The organism is Kitasatospora putterlickiae (assembly GCF_039527695.1).
GTDB lineage: Bacteria > Actinomycetota > Actinomycetes > Streptomycetales > Streptomycetaceae > Kitasatospora > Kitasatospora putterlickiae.
Window position 1 is genome coordinate 8,719 of the sequence record NZ_BAAAKJ010000304.1, and the last position, 4,724, is coordinate 13,442.

The following is a 4,724-nucleotide window of genomic DNA, read 5'->3' on the forward strand; positions in this document are numbered from 1 at the left end:
CCCGCCGTGACCGCCAGCGCGGCGGCGACGGCGAGCGGGCTGCCGCGGCGGCGGATCAGCAGCACGGCCGCCGCACAGACCGCGCCGGAGAAGACCAGCGAGCCCGCCACCGCGCGGCCGTCCAGCACCTGGTCTACGGCGCAGCAGTCGGACAGCCCGCCGCCGACCAGGTGCCGGGGCCAGTACGTGTCGAACGCGGCGGGGTAGGCGTTCAGCACGAAGCTGCTGACCAGTGCGAGCGGGACGGCGGCCACCGGCGCCAGCACCCGTCCGGCCACCGAGCCGACCAGGGTGTTGGCGAGCAGCAGTCCGGCCCAGACGGCGAGCGGGCCGGGCTGGGGTACGCCGTCCACGGTGCCGCCGGCCAGTGCGGCGGTGCCGAGCGCGGCGGCCATGCCGAGTCCGCCCATCACGGCGACCGGCAGCAGCACCGGCGCGGTGATGGCCGGCGCGGAGCGGACCGGCGAGCGGTCGAACACGCCGCCCCGGTGCAGCCGTCCGCCCTCCCACGCGCCGCAGGCCGCACAGGCCGCGCAGGCGAACGGCAGCGCGAGGCTGGCGTGCCCGGCGGCGGCGAGCCCGTAGCCGGGGGTGACCCAGGCGGTCAGCTCGTCGTCGAGGGCGATCAGGACGAAACCGAGCAGGAACGGCAGCGCCCGGGTGCCGGCCGAGACCCGTAGAACGGTGCGCAGCAGCATGGTCACGTCTCCCGTTCGATCAGGCGCGCGTACGCGGCCTCGGCGCTCGGCGTGCCGTCGCCGCCCCCGGGCACCCGGTCGGCGACCGCCAGCGCGTGGAACTCCTCGGTGGCACCCTGGAATCGGACCCGGCCGCGGTCCAGCACCACCACGTGCCGGTAGGTCCCGGCGAGTTCCTCGGTCTGATGGGTGGAGACCACGATGCTCACCTCGCCCGTCAACTCCTCGACCAGGGAACGGAACACCGAGCGCTGGGCGGGGTCGAGGCCGGCCGTGGGCTCGTCCATCAGGATCAGCTCGCTGTGGTGGGCGAGGCAGCCGGCGATGCCCATCCGGCGCAACTGGCCGCCGGAGAGCTGGTGGCCGGCCCGGTCGGCGAGCCCGGAGAGGCCGACCCGGGCGAGCGCGCGGGCCGAGGCCTGCCAGGCGGCGGTGCGTGACATGCCCTTCAACCAGCCGCAGTACGCGACCTGTTCGCGCACGTTGAGCCCGGGGACGGGGGTGATCCGCTGCGGCAGCCAGGCCACCGCGCGCCGGTAGGCGGCGCGGTCGCCACCGCCCGCCGCCGGGTTGACGCCGCGCCAGGTGACCAGGCCCCGGTGCGGGCTCGCTTGGGAGGCGGCGAGCGCCATGAGGGTGGACTTGCCGGCGCCGTTGGGACCGAGCAGGACGGTGGCCGGATTGTCGATCCGCAGATCGAGACCGGTGAACAGGGGTGCCTTCCGGCTGTACTGGAAATCGACGCGGTGGAACTCAAGGGCCATGGCGGGGTCGACGCATTTCGCTCGGGAGGGTGCGCGGCGCCGGCGGATGGGGGGAGTCCGCCGGAACCACGGCCGGGGCGGGGCAGGGGAGGGGCGAGGGTGAGAGTGAGGGTGAGGGTGAGGGTGTGAGCGGACGGCGGGTCAGTACCGGGTGGTGACGGTGTCCACCCAGAGCTTGGCGCCGCTGCGCACGCCCTCCAGTGCGAAGTAGTAGTCGCCGGAGCTCTGGTCGCCCCAGCCGGAGGTGTCGCAGTGGTTGGACCGGTGGCCGTAGGCCTTGTCGGGGCCGAAGACGTCCTTGTAGAGCTGGAGATCGGCGTCCTTGAAGTCGTTGTTCCCGGTCGCGCAGCCTTGGAAGGTGACGGTGGTGACGGCGTCGTCGCGATCACTGTCGGCCCAGCGGCGGGACTCCGAACCGGGGCCCCAGCCGCTGATGTGGGACGTCCAGGAGCCTTCGGCGAGGGCGGGCCCGGCGCCGGCGAAGGCGAGTAGGGCGGCGGCGACCAGGACGCCTCGGACGCGTGTGCGGTTGGTTCGGCTGGGACGGTCGGTGCGGTCGGCGCGGTTCTTTGCGTGCATGTTCCGTCCGATCATTTCGGTGACACCGCCGGGCAGGGCGGGGTCATGCAGGCAAAAGGAAACGAGCGGAGGTCCGACCCGAACGGTCGCGGTCACCCGATCGGCCGAGCCGCCGCGGAAATGACCTTAGCGTGCACGAACAGGCGCCCAGCACTATTTTTTTCGGCCATTCGGCCGGTCGAGGCCGGGGAGCCGGGGCTTGGCAAGAGGGTGATCGATATTCGCCGGAAAATCCCACTCCCGGCATTTTCCGGTCGAATATCGATCTGCCCTGCTAATTTTCGATCTACTGGCTGATCGATACCTTTTTCATGCGATTGTCGTTCCGGAAGGGCGCTGGCCGGTTCTCGCCGTCACCGGACGACGCCTGACTACGCCGTGAGCAGCCGGGCCCGCAACCGGCCGACCAGTGCCTCGTCGACCCCGACCTTGCCGGTGGCGTAGGCGTGCACCGAGCCGTGGGCGGCGGCCAGGTCCGCCAGCGCGAGCCGGATCACCGACTCCGGTGCGCGCCCGAAGGCGGGCCAGCGCAGGGCGCGCCCCGGATTGGCGGCGCGCCAGTCGGAGACCAGCCGGGCGGTGACCAACTCGGTGAGCGCGAAGTCGGCGGCCACGTCGTCCTCGCCGACGCCGAGCAGGGTGAGCACCAGGGCGGCGATCAGTCCGGTGCGGTCCTTGCCGGCGGCGCAGTGGAACACCACCGGCCGCTCGGCCCCGGCGATCAGCTCCAGGACGGCGCGGATCTCCGCGACGCCGTCCTCGGCCACCTCGGCGAACCGGTCCGCCAGGTACCGCCACGGGTCGAGCTCCGGGTCGATCTCGGCCTGGTCGTAGGGCCGGTGCTCGATCGAGAGGTTGTGGTACGCGACGCCGTCCAGCTCCGGTATCCGCCCCCTGCGCTCGATCTCCCAGGGGTAGCGCAGGTCGATCACGGTGCCGATGTCCAGCGCCCGGAACCGTTCGAGGTCGGCGGCCGAGGCGAGCCGGCCGAGCGAGGACGAGCGGTAGAGCCGCCCCCAGCGGACCGACCGGCCATCGGCGGCCGAATAGCCGCCCAGGTCGCGGAAGTTGTAGGGGCCTTCGAAGGTCAGATGACGTGTCATGTTCGCACCCTATGTGGTTCCGCCCGCCATCGCCGGGAAAGGTTTCCGGTGATCCGGTTCGAGTGACCGCAAGCGGCCCGAACCGGTACGACGATCGGTCGAGCGCGCGGCCCTGAGAACGAGTGACGCCGCCCCAGGGGACTTCGGCCCCTGGGGGCGGGCGGCATGACGGCCGGGCTGATTCGGGGTAGGGGTGGGCGTGAAGTTCAGGCCTGTCGAGAGGGGCCGGGCATGGCGGAGTCCGGTGAAATCGCGGCGGCCGGCGGGAGAGCTGGATTCGCGGCTGGGGAGGATCTCCGTCGTCAGAGGACCGCTCGGGGGCGGTGCCGAGCGGTGGGAGTTCGTGCTGGACAGGTCCGAGATCCTCTCGGTCGACGGTATGGGAACCCCGGGTTACGCGGCGCGGCGTCAGGTGAGGGGAGGCGTGGATGTCTCCCTGCTCGGAGTGAAGGGGAGCGTCACCGGCAGGCGCACTCTCGGACCGCGGGGCCGCTTCGTGAGGATGCAGGCCGGTGAGACCGTGTTCGTCGCCAGGACGCGGTTCCCACGGGGTCGCGTCGTGGACTCCTCGGGTGCCGAACTCGCGGAGTTCACCGGACCGGACTGGCGCTTCCGGGCACCCGAGCCCCGTGTCGTCGCCTTCGCGGCCCTGATCGTCGCGGCCGACCTTGAGGTGACGCTGACCTCGCCGTTGCTGGAGCTCTTCTGATCTGCGGCCCGCGGCCGGAGGGCCTGGGTCATGATGGGAGGGCCCGCCGACCGCACGGAGGTTCCATGGAGCACCACTCCTACCGCGCCCTTGATCGCAACCTCGCCACGTCCGCGGACCGGGCGGACTATCTGGTGGAGCTCTCCAACGTCGTGCGGCGGACGGACTTCGGCGGGGCGGCGGCGCGGTCGTTGCACCGGCTGGGGCTGGTGGTGGAGGCGCTGGTGCGGTTGACCGGGGACCGGGACGTGGCGGTCTACTGCGTGGCGGACCGCAGTCTGCTGGGCGGGCGGCGGGAGTTCGAGGACGTGGCGGACGTCCGGACGCTGGCGCGGTGGGTGGCGGAGGGGCTGGTGGAGGAGGTGCCGGACGCCGATGAGCGGGTGCTGGAGATCGCCGGCATGACCGGGATCCAGGTGGTCACCGCCGACCACTACGACGACCACCGGATCGAGCACCCGTGGATCCAGGGCAACACCTGGCAGTTCCTGCGGCCGGAGGCGGCCGGGCGGGGTGCGGTGCGGCTGGTGCCGCTGGACATGGGGTACCGGACCGGCGCGGAGATCTCCAAGAAGATGGAGCTGTCGGCGCTGAAGAAGCAGGGGCTGCTGACCGCAGCCAGCAAGCCGCTGGTCGAGGTGGTCGGGCGGGCCTGGCGCTGCCCGGACGCCCGGTGCGGCCTGTACAGCGTGCGCCGCGGCGGGCGGGTGATGCTGCCCCGGATGCGCGGGGGCGTGCCGACCTGCGAGCTGCACGGCACGCCGTTGCTCGACGACGGGGCCCGGCCCGGTGCCGCCCAGGTCAAGGTGGTGCTGGACGGGGCGTGCGTGGGCCGGTACACGTTGGACGAGGGGACGCGGACGGCCGTCGG

The 4,724-nt window shown here is 72.5% G+C and carries 5 protein-coding genes and 1 pseudogene; 2 read left to right on the forward strand and 4 right to left on the reverse strand.

Going from position 1 to position 4,724, the window contains the following annotated elements:
• The 4 genes and pseudogenes from ABD308_RS29225 to ABD308_RS29240 all read right to left on the reverse strand — a co-directional run.
• Positions 1-698, reverse strand: a pseudogene (locus tag ABD308_RS29225) (hypothetical protein); the annotation flags it as partial.
• A 2-nt stretch (positions 699-700) separates the two neighbouring features.
• On the reverse strand, positions 701-1,462 hold the full coding sequence (locus ABD308_RS29230) for an ATP-binding cassette domain-containing protein (protein ID WP_344341064.1): 762 nt from the start codon (positions 1,460-1,462) through the stop codon (positions 701-703).
• Between the two features lie 141 nt (positions 1,463-1,603).
• Entirely contained in the window at positions 1,604-2,041 is a 438-nt protein-coding gene (locus ABD308_RS29235; protein WP_344341070.1) for a hypothetical protein, read from the reverse strand.
• A gap of 371 nt (positions 2,042-2,412) precedes the next feature.
• Positions 2,413-3,144 (reverse strand): tyrosine-protein phosphatase, encoded by a 732-nt coding sequence (locus tag ABD308_RS29240; RefSeq protein WP_344341076.1) that lies wholly within the window; start codon positions 3,142-3,144, stop codon positions 2,413-2,415.
• A 199-nt stretch (positions 3,145-3,343) separates the two neighbouring features.
• On the opposite strand from ABD308_RS29240, the gene ABD308_RS29245 reads away from it, so the two are divergent.
• Together ABD308_RS29245 and ABD308_RS29250 are read left to right on the forward strand one after the other, a co-directional pair.
• Positions 3,344-3,853, forward strand: a complete 510-nt coding sequence (locus tag ABD308_RS29245; protein ID WP_344341079.1) for a hypothetical protein — start codon at positions 3,344-3,346, stop codon at positions 3,851-3,853.
• A gap of 65 nt (positions 3,854-3,918) precedes the next feature.
• The coding region (locus ABD308_RS29250; protein WP_344341088.1) for an FHA domain-containing protein at positions 3,919-4,724 on the forward strand (806 nt) is incomplete at its 3' end.

Excerpts from the sequence above, each read along its gene's own strand:
- ABD308_RS29230 (WP_344341064.1), bottom strand. The coding sequence starts at position 1,462 with ATGGCCCTTGAGTTCCACCGCGTCGATTTCCAGTACAGCCGGAAGGCA.
- ABD308_RS29235 (WP_344341070.1), bottom strand. The coding sequence starts at position 2,041 with ATGCACGCAAAGAACCGCGCCGACCGCACCGACCGTCCCAGCCGAACC.
- ABD308_RS29240 (WP_344341076.1), bottom strand. The coding sequence starts at position 3,144 with ATGACACGTCATCTGACCTTCGAAGGCCCCTACAACTTCCGCGACCTG.